The sequence below is a fragment of the Streptomyces sp. NPDC003248 genome (assembly GCF_055563235.1).
In genome coordinates, this window is the sequence record NZ_JBVHDT010000001.1 from 905,430 (window position 1) to 919,795 (window position 14,366).

Genomic DNA, 14,366 nt, shown 5'->3' on the forward strand with positions numbered 1-14,366 from the left:
GGGTGGTGAGCGCTCCCGAGGAGGGCATGCCTCGGGAGCGCGGGCGATCGCGGACAGCGCGCTCTCGTCTCCGACGAGCGGATGCAGGCCGGCGGTGAGGGGCTGATCGGTGTCCCGGTGAAGGGTTCGCGCCCGCTCAGCCCGTGCCGGATACGCGCCGCAGGCCGAGGCGGGGTTCGGTGACCAGTTGAAGACCGTCGATCGGGTCCTCGTTCGTTCCGTCCGGGGCCGGCTGAGCGCCGAACAGCGGTCGGCCGCGGTCGAGTTCCGGCTGCTGGACCCGTAGGGCCTCCTCCCGCAGCTCCGAAGTGCCCACGCGTGTCGTCGCGTCGGTGGCCTCGCGTATGTCGGACAGACCGCCGATGACCTCGCCGAACGACACTTCGTTTCCGGACGACTCCTGACCGACGAGCCGGTCGGCGGTCCAGAAGAAGTCGCTCTTTCCGCGGTACCCCTGATACATGTTGTTGACCAGGGTCAGCATCCTGGAGTATGCGCGCTTGTACGAGTATTCGAAGAAACGCAGCCCTTCGGCCTCGGTGACTTCGCCGCGTGCGGTCGAGGCGAGGGCCGCGGCGCCCACCATTCCGCCGTACAGAGCGAAGTGAATTCCGCTGGACAGCAGGGGGTCGAGGAAGCATGCCGCGTCGCCGACCATCATGTATCCCGGTCCGGAGAATTCGTCCGCGACATAGGAGTAGTCGGTCTCGACCCGGGTGTGCCCGGTGAAATCGGCCTCCGAGAGCAGTTTCTTGACTTCCGGGGATTCCTGGAGGTAAGCGTGATAGAGCGATTCGAGGTCCGGGTGCCGGCGCTTGTCCGCGGCGAACGTGTCCTTGTGCGTGACGAGCCCCACGCTGTTGCGGCCGCCGCCCAGCGGAATGACCCAGTACCAGCCCTTCGGCGAAGAGATCACGTTGATCCCGCCCTCGGGGCAGGACGGCAACGCGCCGGCGTTGTCCCAGTAACCCCAGAGTGCCACATTGCGAAATATCTCGTGTGGCTTGCGGTTACGCAGGTGCTTGGTGCTCAGCAGGCCCGCCCGGCCGGAGGCGTCGACGAGGAAGTCGAATCCGTCGATCGTGAAGGTTTCCCCGGTCTCGGCCTTGCACGCCACCGCCGCGGGTCGGCCGTCGTCCCCGAACGTCACCGACTTGGCCGTGATTCCGTGCTCGACATCGACCCCCTTCTCGCGAGCGTTGTCGAGAAGGAGAGCGTCAAATCGGCTTCGGTCGACCTGCCAGGTGTGTACGCCGGTGCCGAAAATCTTGCTCCAGTCGATGACCCAGGTGTCCTCACCCCAGTGGAAGACACCGCCGCGTTTGCGCTGGAAATCCATCGAGTCGAGCTTCTGGGTCACGCCGATCATGTCCAGTACGTGCCGGCTGGATGGCGTCAGGGACTCCCCGATGTGATAGCGGGGGAAGTGCTGGCTCTCGATCAGCCGGACGGAAAACCCTTCCTGCGCCAAGAATGTCGCGGTGACCGATCCGGCGGGACCGCCACCCACTACCAGGACGTTGCCCGACAAAGTCACTCCCTTGTTCGTTTGGCCAGAGATTGTCGTGGTCGAGGACTGCCGATCAGTCGATCAGCCGGGCCGCCGAGGCCGGAGCCGTGGTGCCCGGCCGTCGGGTGCACAGGGTCGGCAGTGGTCCGGTGGGGGACCACTCGCCGAGCACGGTCGGGCCGAGCAGGGTGCCACCGAGGAGTTCACCGGTCACCGCTGGTTGTCCCGTGCGGGTGGCCGGTGCGCCGAGCAGGGCACGCCCGGACAGGACCAGTGCGAGGTCGAGCAGCAGGAGGAGACCTGATGACTGGACACGGCGGGGTCAGGTGCCCGTGCCGGATCCGGAACGCCGATTCATCCCTGCCGCGACCAGGGCGCCGGACAGGTTGTGCCAGACCGAGAAGACCGCGGCCGGGAGCGCCGTCAGCGGAGCGAAGTACGTCGAGGCCAGGGAGGCGGCGAGCCCGGAGTTCTGCATGCCGACCTCGAAGGCCATCGCCCGGCTCGCCGCGGTTTCGAGCCCGGCGAACCGGCCGGCGGCGTAACCGAGTGCAAGGCCGAAGCCGTTGTGCAGCACCACGGCCAGCAGGACGACAGCCGCCGCGTCCTTGAGCGCGGAGGCGCTCGCCGCCACGACGATCAGGACGATCACGCCGACGGTGATGGCGGACAGCCAGGGCAGAGCGGGCAGGCAACGACGTGCCGGCCCGTCGGCGAAGCGTCGTACGAGCAGGCCGGCGACGGCGGGAATCAGAACCGTCTTCAGGATGTCCACGACCATGGGGCCGGCCTCGACGTCGAGCAGGTGTCCCGCGAGCAGGAGGACGAGATAGGGGGTGATGAGGGGAGCGAGGAGAGTGGAGACCGTCGCGACGGACATCGACAGCGCGACGTCACCCCGCGCCAGGAACGTCACGACGTTGGACGCCGTCCCGCTCGGAGCGCAGCCGACGAGGATCACTCCGACGGCCAGTTCGGGGGAAAGGTGCAGCAGTCGGGCGATGGCCCAGCCGAGGCCCGGCATGATCACATAATGGGCGACCAGGCCGAGGCCGACGGTCCAGGGGCGCCTGGCGACGATGCGGAAATCCTGTGACGTCATCGTCAGCCCCATGCAGAACATGATCAGGCCGAGCAGATAGGGGATGGCGGGCTTGCCCTCGGTGAACGACGAAGGCCAGGCCAGGCCGAGCGCCCCGGCGGCGAGCACCAGCAGCGGGAAGACGATGACCGCGCGCCGGGCCGTCCGATCGGCGTCGGAGGCGTTCTCCGTGGAGGTCCCGGCCGCCACCGGGGTAACTGGCCCGCTCGGATCCTGAAGTTGGTCCATGGTCGTTATGCCTTCGCTTTCCGCGCCCGCCGTCGTGTCCGTCAAGGTGGCGACGCGCGGGAGATCTCGGCTGTGAGCACAGGGAATGACGGTGCGTCAGTCCGTGGGCAGGGCGCGCACGGCGCCCGTGTCGGCGGACTGGGCCAGGGCCGCGTAGGCGCGCAGGGCCGTCGTGACCGGCCGTTCACGACGGTTCGGCAGGTACCCCGAGGCATCTCGGCCGGCACGGCGGGCGTCGAGCTCCGACTCGGGCACGTGGAGTTGCAGGGTACGGGCCGGGATGTCGACGGTGATCCGGTCGCCGTCGGCGGCGAGGGCCAGCGGGCCGCCGGCGGCGGCCTCGGGCGAGATATGGCCGACGGACAGGCCCGAACTGCCGCCGGAGTAGCGGCCGTCGGTGAGGACCGCCACGGATTCGGCGAGGCCCCGCCCCTTCAAGTAGGCGGTCGGGTACAACATTTCCTGCATGCCCGGACCGCCGCGCGGACCCTCGTAACGGATGACCAGGACACTTCCGGGAGTCACCCGTCCGGACAGGATCGCCTCCACCGCCTCCTCCTGTGAGTCGGTGACCACGGCCTCGCCGGTGAACACGGTCATACCGTCAGGGACACCGGCGGACTTGACCACCGCCCCGTTCGGCGCCAGGTTGCCCCGCAGCACGGCCAGCCCACCGTCGGGCGAATAGGCGTGGGCGGTGTCGCGGATGCAGCCCTTGGCCGCGTCCAGGTCCAGCGACTTCCAACGGGCCGACTGGGAGAAGGCGGACGCGGAGCGGACACCCCCCGGAGCGGCGTGGAAGAGGTCGAGCGCCTCGGGGGAGGGCGAGGAGGCGCGGACGTCCCAGGCGGACAGCCATGCGGCGAGCGAGTCGGCGTGGACGGCCTTGACGTCCTCGTGCAGCAGCCCGGCACGGCTCAGTTCACCCAGGAGGGCCGGAATGCCGCCGGCCCGATGGACGTCCTCCATCAGGTAGTCGCTGCTGGGGGCCACCTTGCACAGGCACGGCACCTCGCGCGACCGGGCCTCGATGTCCGGCAGGCCGTAGTCGAGCCGGGCCTCGTGAGCGGCGGCGAGCAGGTGCAGCACGGTGTTGGTGGAGCCGCCCATGGCCAGATCCAGGGCCATGGCGTTGTCGAACGCCGCCCGGGAGGCGATCGCCCGGGGCAGTACGGTGGCGTCGCCCTTGCCGTAGTACCGCTCGGTCAGTTCCACGATCGTCCGCCCGGCCCGCTCGTACAGGTCCCGGCGAGCGGTGTGGGTGGCGAGGGTGGTGCCGTTGCCGGGCAGGCCCAGGCCGAGCGCCTCGATCAGACAGTTCATGGAGTTGGCCGTGAACATCCCGGCGCACGATCCACAGGTCGGGCACGCCGACTCCTCGATCGCGTCCATGTCCGCGTCGGAGACGGCCGGGTTGACCGCCTCGGACATGGCGGTGACCAGGGTCAGACCCTCGCGGACGGTGCCGTCGGGCAGGACCGCCCGGCCGCCCTCCATGGGCCCGCCGGAAACGAACACGGTGGGGATGTTCAGCCGCAGTGCGGCCATCAGCATTCCCGGGGTGATCTTGTCGCAGTTGGAGACGCAGACCAGGGCGTCCGCGCAGTGCGCCTGGACCATGTACTCGACGGAGTCGGCGATCAGCTCCCTGGAGGGAAGCGAGTACAGCATCCCGTCGTGGCCCATGGCGATGCCGTCGTCGATCGCGATGGTGTTGAACTCCCGTGCGATACCGCCCGCTTCCGCGATGGCCTCGCCGACCAAGCGGCCCACCGGCTGCAGATGGGTGTGACCGGGGACGAACTCGGTGAAGCTGTTGGCCACCGCGATCACCGGCTTGATGCCGATGTCCGCGCTGGCCACGCCGGAGGCACGCATCAAGGCGCGCGCCCCCGCCATGTTCCGGCCGTGGGTGACGGTACGTGATCTGAACTGCGGCATGTGCCGATCCAAGCGGCTCACGGGCGTCGTGCGAAGACGCCCCGACTGCTATCACTCCCACTACCAGCACCTATCCTGCCCGCATGGATACGGCAGCGGAGCGGCGCAAGGAACTGGGCGACTTCCTGCGGGCACGGCGTACCCGGCTCGATCCGACGGAGGTCGGCCTGCCGCCGGCCGGTCCACGGCGTCGCGGCGGACTGCGCCGCGAGGAGGTCGCGACCCTTTCCCAGGTCAGCGCCACCTGGTACGCCTGGCTGGAGCAGGGCCGCGACATCCATCCCTCCCGGCATGTGCTGGACGCGCTCGCTTCTACGCTGCGCCTGACTCCCGCCGAGCACGTCTATGTGCTGTCCCTGGCCGGATACGCACCCTTCACCGAGCCCGCCGAACCGGCGGGCTACACCGCGCCCGGCCATGTGCAGCGGCTGCTCGACGCGCTCGTCCGGTTCCCCGCGTACGCCATCGCCCCCGACTGGACGATCACCGGCTGGAACTGCGCCTATGTCGACCTGTATCCGAACGTGGCCACCGTCGCGTCGGAGGAACGCAACCTGCTGTGGCTGGTGTTCACCGACCCGTACGTCCGTGACCTCTTACCGGACTGGGAAGTGACGAGCCGTCGTTTGCTCGCCGAGTTCCGTGCCGAGGCCGGGCCCCGGCTCGGTGACCTCGCCTGCTCCCCCGTCATCCAGCGTCTGCTGGAGACGAGTGAGGCGTTTCGCGCCGCCTGGCAGGATCACCGCATCGAGGGTTTCGCCTCCCGGACGCGTGTCTTCGACCATCCGATCGAGGGGAGGCAGTACTTCGAGCACCACCGTCTGGCCCCTGCCGACCACCCCGATCTACATGTGGTCGTCTACACCCCCGCATGCCCCTGAGAGCGGCTCGTAGATCACCACCCCGTTGACACGTGCTCGCCGATGTCGAATGCTTGGCGGCGGTCGAGGGGGCAGGCCGACCGTGCCGGGGCCCTCCGCACTCCACGTTCACGCTGTGCGTCACCGCGCCCGATGTCGCGCGCACCGACCACATCGGCGGAACGCCCTCAACGACCGCCTCGGCGAGCACATCGCCGGGTGTTCCACCGGTTGCTGCCCTTCACGAAGCAGCCCCGCGTCCGTACATCGGCTCATGCTGTCCTTGGGGCAATGCAAGGGGGAGAGAAATGGCTACTCTGTGCCGTCCTGCCGTCGCCGTTCCAGAACACGTAATAACCATGGAACAGACCCTGGATTTCGCCAGAAGAGCGCACGCAGGAAAGCCCCAGCTGCCACTCGCACTCCGACTCATACAGAACACCGGAGTGCGGAAAAGGCACCTCGTCCAACCCATCGAGGAAACCCTGACGCACCCGGGTTTCGAAGAGCGCAACCGCATCTACGAGGCCGAATCGAAGAAACGTACCCCCGGCGTCGTCGAACAGGCTCTGGTTCACGCCGATTTAAGGGCCCACGACATCGACGCGATCATCTACGTGTCGTGCACCGGCTTCATGATGCCGTCCCTGACGGCCTGGCTGATCAACAAGCTGGGCTTCCGCCCCGACACCCGGCAGATCCCCATCGCCCAACTCGGCTGTGCGGCGGGCGGCGCGGCGATCAACCGTGCCCACGACTTCTGCGCGGCCCACCCGGGCAGCAATGTCCTGATCGTCTCCTGCGAGCTGTGCTCGTTATGCTACCAGCCCGACGCGGACGACATCGGCTCGCTGCTGTCCGACGGCCTGTTCGGCGACGCGGTCGCCGCCGCCGTCGTGCGCGGCACGGGCGGCACCGGCATCAGCCTGGAACGCAACGCCTCCTACCTCATCCCGAACACCGAGGACTGGATCTCCTACGCCGTCAAGGACACCGGCTTCCACTTCCAATTGGACCGTCGCGTGCCCGGCACGATGGAGCCGCTCGCGCCGGTTCTGCGTGAGCTGGCCAAGGACCACAGCTGGGACGCCGGCCGGCTCGACTTCTACATCGTCCACGCCGGCGGCCCGCGCATCCTCGACGACCTCGCCAAGTACCTCGACGTCGATCGAACGGCCTTCCGGCACAGCTGGTCGACGCTGACCGAATACGGGAACATCGCGAGCGCCGTCGTGCTCGACGCGCTGCGCCGGATGTTCGAGGAAGAGAGCGCGACCCCCGGCCACAAGGGACTGGTCGCCGGCTTCGGTCCCGGCATCACCGCGGAAATGTCCGTGGGTACCTGGGCGTAGGGGAGGACGCACATGGACGGCCTTGTCGTGGGTCCGGGCGCGGGGAAGAGGCTGATCACGCCGGCGCAGGAGATCACCTTCAAGGTGACGGGCGCGGACGGTTCGAGTGCCTCGGTGTTCGAAGTCGTCGTGCCACCAGGTTTTGATGTCGGCGCACACCAGCACCAGGACTCCGAGGAATTGTTCTGCGTACTCGAAGGCGAACTGGACATATTCGCCTTCGAACCGGAGCACTACAGCGAGACGGACTGGACGGACTGGAAGTCTCCCACCGGAGACCGCCCGACGCGGGCGGGCGCGGGCAGTATCGCGTTCGTCCCCAAGGGCTGCCCGCACGCGTTCGCCAATCGCGGCGACACACCGGCACGCATGCTGCTCACCGTCACCCCCTCGCCCCAGCACGAGGTCTATTTCGACAAGCTGGCGGAAATATTCGCGGCGCCCGGCACGCCGGATCCGGAGGCGATCCAGCGCCTGCGCCGCGATTACGACCTCAAGCAATTCACCCCGCTTCGCTTCGACCCCCGGGAGCCGGGTCCCACTGATCGCCGAGCCGAGGAGACCGCGAAATGACCGACACCGTGGAGATCAGCGACATCTACTCCGCCGTCGAACGATCCGCCAAGATCCTTGACCTGCCCCTGGACTCCGAGAAACTCGACAAGGCGTTGGCGGCGTTCGGGCCGGCGTTCACCGACTCCACAGTGGCCCTGCGCATAGCCACCGGCCAGCGTCGTGAGAAGCAACTGGGCTATCGGTACATCAAGTACACCGGTGACCTGGACCCGCTGGAAACCGCCCTGGCCGAAGGGATGGTGGAGCGCGGCGACCACCCGGCGCAGCGGCTGTTCCAGGACGTCAAGGAGCACCTTCCGATCCAGGGAACCGGGGGAGACTTCACCATAGAGGCCGGTTTTCAGAAGATCTGGTGCTTCTTCCCGAGCAGCCGGCCCCAGCCGCTCGACGAGTTCTCCCGGCTCGACTCGGCGCCGCCCGCGGTCGCCGACAACCTCGACATGCTGGCACGCTACGGGCTGCGTGAGGCCAGCCTGTTCGCGGTCGACTACACCTCCCACACGCTCAACATCTACTTCGACGGTTTGCCCGCCGGAACGTTCGCGCCGGAACGGGTCCGCGCACTGCTGGGCGAACTCGGAATCCCCGATCCGGGCGACGGCGTCCTTGACCGGTGCGCGAAGGCTTTCGCGGTCTACTTCACGTTCTCCTGGGAGTCGTCGAAGATCGACCGGGTGTGCTTCCCCGTGCTCGTCCCGGACCCCGGTCTCGTGCCGACCGACCTGGGGCCGAACATCACACGGCTCGCGCGTGAGTTCTCGTTCGCCGGGAGCGACCGGAAGTGCATCTACGCGACCACGCTCTCGGACCGAGAGATCTACTACAAGCTGGAACCGTTCTACTACTGGAAGCCCGAGATCGTGGACGCCATGCACCTGGCGGACTCGCCGGACGAGCACTCCGCTTGACCAGCGGGACGGACCGTCGAAGCAGCGTGAGGAACTGGGTGCGAGGAAAGGAAGCCTATGTCGGCCAGCACGTCCGCCGTCATGCTTGAGCTGGTGGACGAGGAGGGCACCACGATCGGCACCGCGGAGAAGATCGCGGCGCACCAGGCGCCGGGGCGGCTTCACCGGGCGTTCTCGGTGTTCCTCTTCGACTCCGAGGGGCGCATGCTGCTCCAGCGCAGGTCACTGAGCAAGTACCACTCCCCCGGCGTGTGGTCGAACACCTGCTGCGGCCACCCCTACCCGGGCGAGCCCCCCTTCGTGGCGGCGTCCCGTCGCGTCGCCGAGGAACTGGGGATCGCCCCCGTGCTGCTCCAGGAGGCGGGAACGGTGCGCTACAACCACCCCGACCCGGCCTCCGGGCTGGTGGAGCAGGAGTACAACCACCTGTTCGTGGGAGATGTCTCGAAGATGCCCCGGCCTGATCCCGACGAGGTCGGGGAGACCGCGTTCGTCACCAGGGGGGAACTGGCGAGGCTGCGGGAGCACGCGACGTTCTCGGCGTGGTTCCCGACGGTGCTGGACGCGGCGCTGCCGGGCATCCGCAAGCTGGTGGGCACCGGCAACTGGTAACTGTTGGACCTGGCCGACACCGTCGGCACCGAAGTTCCGGTTCGGCGGGGCAGCGGATCGAGTCGCCCTCCGAACCGGGGCTTCACCACCCCCTACACGCACAAGGAGACACCGCCTCGTGATCCTGGTCACCGGCGCCACCGGAACAGTCGGCCGCAATCTCGTCAGCGAGCTGGTCGACGCGGGAGAGAAGGTGCGGGCCCTCACCCGTGCCTCGGCCCCCAGCAGCCTGCCCGACGGTGTCGAGGTCGTCCCCGGAGACCTCAGCCGCCCCGAAACCCTGCCCGCCGCCCTGGCAGGCGTGGAACGCCTGTTCCTGTTCCCCCTCTTCGGCGCCCTGGACGGTGTGCTCACCGCCGCCAAGGAGGCCGGTACGCGACACATCGTGCTGCTCTCCTCGGATTCCGTCACCTTCGCCGAGCCCGGCTGGATCGGTGAGAAGCACCTCGCCTGCGAACAGGCCGTCGCCGACTCCGCGATCGACTGGACCTTCGTCCGGCCTCACGTCTTCATGGCGAACGACCTCGGCTGGGCCGACCAGATCAGACACGGGGGAGTCGTGCGAGGCGCGTACGGCGGCGCCGCGTTCCCCTCGGTCGACGAGCGCGACATCGCCGCGGTCGCCGCACACGCCCTGCTCCACCCGGAACCCGGAAGGACCTACGAACTCACCGGACCGCAGGCACTCAGCCAGATCGACCGGGTCCGCATCATCGGCGAGACCCTCGGCATCCCGGTCCGCTTCGAGGAGGTGTCCCGGGACGAGGTCCGCCGACGGCTGGTCGACCGTATGCCGCCGCCGGCCGCCGACTTCCTCCTGGACCAACTCGCCGCCCGCACGGAACCGGCCCCCGTCCTGCCGACCGTCGAGCAGGTCACCGGTCGCCCCGCGCACACCTACGCCGAATGGGTCACTCATCATGCCGCGGACTTCGGCGCGGGTTCGCGGGCCGCCCGGTGACGCTCGCCCGGCCAGTGCTCGGCGACGACGCCGGTGGCGACGAGTGCGGGCTTCCCGCGCGGCTGCCGCAGTGAGCACCGTCGACACGCTGTCGTAGATCACGCGCTGGCGTGATGACGACGCGGGTACGGCCGGCTCCGGTGCGCTCGGCCAGCCCCGGATGTGTGCGACGGCGGTCCGATTGCGGGGACTCCGGCGCGGAGTAGCCTGGAACTGACCGACGGCCGCCTGATTCTGGAGGTAGGCCATGTTTCTCCGACTGCTGCGCCGTCGTATGCCGTTCGGGCTCGTCCTGCTCGGCAACGGCCGTCTGATCCGGGGCTACAGCGGCGGCTACTACGACGGATACGGCTACCAGGCCTGACACCGTTCACAAGGAGAACCGGGCTGCCGCGGCGGCGCCGTGGCGGCCCGGCCCCGGAGGAGGCGCGGTGACGGACGACACCGATCCCCTGGTGGCCCTGACGCGGATTCTGTCACCGCACTGCCGCGTCACCCGTATGTCGGGCGGAGCGCTGATCGCGGACTGGAAGCGGACGCGTTTCCTCGGCATGGCGACGGCGGACATCCGCACGCTCACCGAGGGAAGACCCGAGGAACGCGCGGAACTCCTCACCGGACTCACCCGCGCCGGGTGTGCCACGCCCCGCCCCCAGGAGTACGCGGACGGCGAGGTCGGGCTCTGGCTGCGCGCGACGCACCTGCTGATCCGGGTCCTCGGATTCGGGCGCGTCCTGCGGCTGTTGTCCCTGGCGGCCCCCGACTACGCCCGCGCGGACCCTCCCTCCGCGGAGGACGTCGCCCGGCTGAAACGGGCGGTGCAAGCGCACGGCCGCGGAAGCTGGTTCGTCAACGACGACTGCAAGACCGAGGCCGTGACGGCGTTCGTCCTGCTGCGGCGGCGCGGTCTGCGGGCCGCGCTGCACGTCGGTGTGCGCGAGCACCCGTTCGCCCTGCACGCCTGGACGTCCTCGGCCGGCCTGTGCGTTCCCGACGCCGATCCGCGCGGGCACGCGTTCACGCCGGTGCTCTCGATCGACGGCGGAGGGCAGTGACGTGGAGGCACTCGGCCTCGCGTGGGCCGGGGGGACACCGCGGCTGTGGACGGCCGGGGACATGGCGCGGCGGGGACTGGTGACCACCGTCTCCTCACGGGCCGGTACCGCGGTGGTCGTCGGCTGGGTCGGCTCGTACCGGGACCGGGTGGCGGGCGCCCGCCGCCTCCTCGACGACTTCGGCCGGCCGGGAGCCGCACCGCGACTGCCGACCGGCGACTACGCGGCGGTTCTGGTGTGCCGCGACCGCGTCCTGCTGATGCGCGACGAGCAGGCACGGATCCCCCTGTTCTACCGGGAGTCCGGTGGCCGCGTGAGCGGGGTGAGCACCTCGGCGGGCCACCTGGGCGGCCTGGAAGAGCCGGAACGCCGCTATTTCTGCCGGTACTTGACCGGCAACATGGCCCAACCGCACGTACGCCTCACCCCGTTCGCCCGGGTGCACCGTGTGCTCGGCGGTGAGGTGGTGGAACTCTCGGTCACGGGGCTGCTGCGCGGCCGGGAGCAGCGACGCGTCCCGCCGGCCGACGACCCGCCGCCGCCGACGACGACGGACGGGCACCGGTCGGACGGATGCCCGTCGGGCGCATGCCCGTCGGACGGGCGCCCGGCGTACGGAGCCGCGATGGATCTGCGCCGCGCTCTGGAGAACGCCGTCGGGCGCCGCACGGGCGAGGTGACGGCATGTCACGTCTCCGGCGGCACCGACTCCACCAGCGTCGCGTTGCTCGCGGCGCGCGCCCCGGCCGCGGCACCGGGCCGCTCCGGGGAGCTCGTCCTGCTGGCCGGGCGCTTCCGCCGGGGAGAACTGTCCGGGGAGCAGCCGTACCTCGACGAGGCGATGGAGGAGATCCGCCGGCACGCGCCCCGGGCGCGCCCCGTCGTCGTCGACGTCGACGACGTGGCCGACTTCGACGACTTCCGGCACCACGCGGGTGACCCGGACGAGCCCTGTGCGCACGCCTTCCGCGCCCCCTTCTGGAGCAGGCTGCACGCCGCCGCGGCGGACCTGGGCTGCGACACGCTCCTGACCGGTTGCGGAGCCGATCCGATCGTGGACGCCAACCCCTTCCACCTGCACGGGCTGGCCCGCGCCGGACGGCTGCGGCAGTTGACGAGGCAGGCACGTGCCTGGGCCGCGAGCGGCGAGCGCGGCGTGCGGGACGTCGTCTCCGCGTACGTCGTGCAGCCGGCCCTGCCCCGGGCGGCCGAACGGGTCACGGCGCTCCTCCGCCGTCGCGGAACGGTGCTCGGCGGCCTGGGCAACTTCGCCCGCCCCCCGTGGCTGCGCCCCGGGTTCGCGCGGGCTCACGGCTACCGCGAGGCCGGCGCCGCGGAGAGCGGTTTCGTGTTCGGGCACGATCCCGAACAGTCCCTCTACGACGCGGCCAACTACCTCGCCGCTCCCGACCCGCTGTCCTGGCACCAGGCACCGCGGTACGGATTCTTCCTCTCGCACCCCTTCCTCGACCCGGAGGTCGTCGCCACGATGCGCCGCCTCCCCGCCGAGGCCACGTTCCGTCCGGGCCGCCCCAAGGCCCTACTGCGCGAGGCCATGGCCGACCTGCTCCCGCCCGGCGTCCGCGACCGGTCGGTCAAGATCCCCTTCAACGAGGTCTACGCCCGCGGCCTACGGACCCACGGCGAGGAACTCATCGACCTCTGCCGGTCCGCCCGCCACCCGCTGGTCGCGGAGATGTTCGACGTCGAGACGCTGTGCCGGGCCGTGCGGGAGGCGCAGTTCGGCATCGGCGACGCCTACTCGTGGGACCGTATGAACAGCTCGCTGGCCCTGGTGGCGTGGCTGGAGAGGTGGGGGCGCCGGCCGCGCGGGCGGGGTAGGGCCGTGCCGGTCATTGCTGGGCCTTGATGTCCCACAGCGACAGTTCGAACGGTCCCGTTCGGGCTTCTACGATGCCGTACCGGTTCACCAGCCTACGCCTTTGCGCTCCGCTGAGTTCGCGGTTCTCCTCGCCCTTGCGCACGATGGTCGTGCGTACGGCTGCGCCATGCGGGCCGAATATCCAGTAGACGGTGAGGTAACGGGGGTCCATCACGTGACTGTCGATCGTGTTGTTCTCGTGCACCCTGCCGCCGTGCATGACGAAGTCGACGTCCTTCTGAACACGGATCCAACGGGGGATCGTGCCGCCGGACCAGGAGTTCCCCTTCAGGGCGACCTGCTCAAGATCGAGCCGGTCCTTGCGCGCCAGACTGACGCTGGCGTAGAACGCCAGCTGGTCGTAAGGCGTGGTGATGGGTAGTTGCACGACCGTTCGGGTGTCGAGTTCGTCGCCCGCCTCGATGTAGTTTCCGGCGAACGTCCATGGGTGCGCCGACACCAGCTCGCCAGGCTGGTGGATCTCCCAACGGGCTAGCGGGTGTGTCTCTTGGAACTGGGATCTGCTCCACTGCTCGGCATCGGCACGCCACTGCGCGCGGAGCCGTCCCCTCTCGCTCAGCGGCACCCGTTCCCCCATGGTGTGGAACTCTGCGCCGAGCACGTAGAAGCCCACGTCGCTGTGGTTCTCGAGCCTGATGTCGACCGGTACGGAGAACGCCCTGCGGCTCTGATTCAGCGTGGGCTTCCCCACCGTCATCTTGACGAGAGGCTTGGCCCCGCGCTGGTCGGGCTGGTAGAGGTGCTGGTAGCTCCAATTGGCCAGCGCGATGACCGTCGAGACGATCACTGCCGCGGCCACCCGCTTGGGAGCGGGAATCACGACCGATGTCCGCCACACCGCGATGACAGCCCACAGGGAACCCAGCGTGAGCAGCCACCACAACACCAGGTAGCCCGTGGAATCGCCTTCGTACGCTTCGTGCAGGAGCATCAGATTGGCGAGGAACGCCGCGACCGTGCCGATCAGCGCGACCAGTCCCGAGTGGCCGAAGCTGTTGCGGTACCAGTGGTCCACCACCGCCCATGCGCCCAGCGCCGTGGTGAGCGCGAAGGCGACGAGGATGGCACCGGTGATGCGACCCGGGTAGGTCAGGGCCGACATCACGTTCCCGAAGCCGAACCAGCCCAGCAGGACCGCCGACGGGACGAGGACCACGAGGATCCCCATCATGACCACTACCGATCCTCTGGGGCTCTTCGGGATCCGTGGCACCCGCAGGCGTGAGCCGACGCCGTTTTTGCGTAACGTCCGCACCTGATCACCGCCGTCAGGGCTCACGGCTGTCTCCTTCGACCGTCACGGGGACATTCACGAGGGCACTGCGCACCATCGTCCGTGGTGGTCCACCGGATCACCA

At 69.2% G+C, this 14,366-nt stretch carries 13 protein-coding genes; 8 read left to right on the forward strand and 5 right to left on the reverse strand.

The window, feature by feature from the left end; all coding sequences use genetic code 11:
• Positions 1-136: 136 nt before the first annotated feature.
• From ACZ3KJ_RS03850 to ilvD, 4 genes are all read right to left on the reverse strand, one after another.
• A complete protein-coding gene (locus tag ACZ3KJ_RS03850) occupies positions 137-1,531 on the reverse strand; it encodes an NAD(P)/FAD-dependent oxidoreductase (protein WP_467524318.1) in 1,395 nt (464 codons plus the stop codon).
• Positions 1,532-1,583: 52 nt separating this feature from the next.
• Positions 1,584-1,724: a hypothetical protein gene (locus ACZ3KJ_RS03855; protein WP_467524320.1), complete on the reverse strand. Its 141-nt coding sequence runs from the start codon at positions 1,722-1,724 to the stop codon at positions 1,584-1,586.
• Positions 1,725-1,832: 108 nt separating this feature from the next.
• Positions 1,833-2,840, reverse strand: a complete 1,008-nt coding sequence (locus tag ACZ3KJ_RS03860; RefSeq protein ID WP_467524321.1) for a bile acid:sodium symporter family protein — start codon at positions 2,838-2,840, stop codon at positions 1,833-1,835.
• Positions 2,841-2,936: 96 nt separating this feature from the next.
• Positions 2,937-4,781, reverse strand: coding sequence for a dihydroxy-acid dehydratase (gene ilvD, locus ACZ3KJ_RS03865; protein ID WP_467524322.1), 1,845 nt, complete (start codon positions 4,779-4,781; stop codon positions 2,937-2,939).
• 83 nt (positions 4,782-4,864) lie between these two features.
• Here ilvD and ACZ3KJ_RS03870 point away from each other — a divergent pair, with 83 nt between their 5' ends.
• From ACZ3KJ_RS03870 to ACZ3KJ_RS03905, 8 genes are all read left to right on the forward strand, one after another.
• Positions 4,865-5,662, forward strand: coding sequence for a helix-turn-helix transcriptional regulator (locus tag ACZ3KJ_RS03870; protein WP_467524323.1), 798 nt, complete (start codon positions 4,865-4,867; stop codon positions 5,660-5,662).
• Between the two features lie 287 nt (positions 5,663-5,949).
• A complete protein-coding gene (locus tag ACZ3KJ_RS03875; protein WP_467524325.1) occupies positions 5,950-6,993 on the forward strand; it encodes a type III polyketide synthase in 1,044 nt (347 codons plus the stop codon).
• A gap of 12 nt (positions 6,994-7,005) precedes the next feature.
• Positions 7,006-7,566, forward strand: a complete 561-nt coding sequence (locus tag ACZ3KJ_RS03880; protein WP_467524327.1) for a cupin domain-containing protein — start codon at positions 7,006-7,008, stop codon at positions 7,564-7,566.
• The gene (locus ACZ3KJ_RS03885) at positions 7,563-8,477 is read left to right on the forward strand and encodes an aromatic prenyltransferase (RefSeq protein WP_467524328.1); all 915 of its coding nucleotides are present in this window, start codon (positions 7,563-7,565) and stop codon (positions 8,475-8,477) included. The genes ACZ3KJ_RS03880 and ACZ3KJ_RS03885 overlap by 4 nt, the downstream gene beginning before the upstream one ends.
• 57 nt (positions 8,478-8,534) lie before the next feature.
• Positions 8,535-9,089, forward strand: coding sequence for an isopentenyl-diphosphate Delta-isomerase (idi, locus tag ACZ3KJ_RS03890; RefSeq protein ID WP_467524330.1), 555 nt, complete (start codon positions 8,535-8,537; stop codon positions 9,087-9,089).
• A 118-nt stretch (positions 9,090-9,207) separates the two neighbouring features.
• Positions 9,208-10,050: an NAD(P)H-binding protein gene (locus ACZ3KJ_RS03895; RefSeq protein ID WP_467524331.1), complete on the forward strand. Its 843-nt coding sequence runs from the start codon at positions 9,208-9,210 to the stop codon at positions 10,048-10,050.
• A 431-nt stretch (positions 10,051-10,481) separates the two neighbouring features.
• On the forward strand, positions 10,482-11,105 hold the full coding sequence (locus tag ACZ3KJ_RS03900) for a lasso peptide biosynthesis B2 protein (RefSeq protein WP_467524332.1): 624 nt from the start codon (positions 10,482-10,484) through the stop codon (positions 11,103-11,105).
• 1 nt (position 11,106) lies between these two features.
• Positions 11,107-12,975: an asparagine synthase-related protein gene (locus ACZ3KJ_RS03905; RefSeq protein ID WP_467524334.1), complete on the forward strand. Its 1,869-nt coding sequence runs from the start codon at positions 11,107-11,109 to the stop codon at positions 12,973-12,975.
• On the opposite strand, the gene ACZ3KJ_RS03910 is transcribed toward ACZ3KJ_RS03905, so the two are convergent.
• The gene (locus tag ACZ3KJ_RS03910; protein ID WP_467524335.1) at positions 12,959-14,287 is read right to left on the reverse strand and encodes a hypothetical protein; all 1,329 of its coding nucleotides are present in this window, start codon (positions 14,285-14,287) and stop codon (positions 12,959-12,961) included. The genes ACZ3KJ_RS03905 and ACZ3KJ_RS03910 overlap by 17 nt on opposite strands.
• Positions 14,288-14,366: the final 79 nt, after the last annotated feature.